Below are 983 nucleotides of genomic sequence, written 5' to 3'. Positions count from 1 at the left end.
ACCCCTCTTTTCAACTAATCTTCTAAAATAGATTCAATCTCTTTCATAACTTTTTCATTCAATGAAACATCCACTGCTCTTACACTTTCTCTTATTTGCTCTGCCCGCTTCCCGCCAGGAATAACAGTATCAATTCCTTTTTTGTTTAATAACCACGCTAAAGCTAAATGCGATACTTCGAGATTCTTTTCTTTAGATAAGCCTTTTAACTTCTCAACTTTCTTAAAGTTACTCTTATATGTATTTTCTTCAAAAAGATTTACACTTTGGCGCCAATCACCTTCATTCAATTTCAAACCTTCTGTATATTTTCCGCCTAGTATCCCAAAGGCAAGAGGCCCGTACGGAATAAATGAAATACCTGATTCTATACAATATGGCAAAAGTTCTTCCCCAGCAGTACGATCTAGCATATTGTAAGGCGATTGTACAACATCTATATGTCCATGCTGATTCGCTTCTTTTAATTGCTCTACATTAACGTTAGATATTCCAATTGAACGAATTTTTCCTTCTTCTTTTAGGCGAGTAAGTTCTCCAATTGAATCTATGTAACTTGTTTCAGGATTTGTAAAATGTAAATAATATAAATCAATATAATCAGTTTGTAATCTTCTTAAGCTATTTTCCACAGCATTTCTTAAATAGCTTCGTTCATTATTAATATGAACCTCTCCATTTAATAACGGCTGAATTCCACCTTTTGTAGCAAGTACAAACTCGTGGCGTTTTCCTTTTAATACTTCTCCTACCAATTCCTCTGATCTACCGAAACCGTATGAATCTGCTGTATCAAAAAATGTAATCCCTTGCTGAATTGCTTCTTCTATTAATCTTTTTCCTTCTTCCTCATTCACATCAGCATATAAATTATGTCCCCCAACAGCGTTTGTTCCTAACCCCAACTTCGAAATATTTAGTCCTGCCTTTTGCAATTTTGTATACTTCATTTTTTATCCCCCTATATTTCTATTGTTCGATTA

Annotated in this window: 1 protein-coding gene; it reads right to left on the bottom strand. The window is 34.1% G+C overall.

Annotated features, from left to right (window positions below; translation table 11 throughout):
• Window positions 1-14: 14 nt before the first annotated feature.
• Window positions 15-950 carry an aldo/keto reductase gene (locus AC1DJR_RS31425; protein WP_477004406.1) on the bottom strand — a complete coding sequence of 312 codons (936 nt, stop codon included), beginning with the start codon at window positions 948-950 and terminating at the stop codon, window positions 15-17.
• Window positions 951-983: the final 33 nt, after the last annotated feature.

The organism is Bacillus sp. 05T31, from assembly GCF_056396725.1.
Note: the sequence above shows the minus strand (reverse complement) of the source record. Positions and strands in the feature narration are given on the sequence as shown.

Coding starts and splice junctions, on each gene's coding strand:
- AC1DJR_RS31425 (WP_477004406.1), bottom strand. CDS start 950: ATGAAGTATACAAAATTGCAAAAGGCAGGACTAAATATTTCGAAGTTG.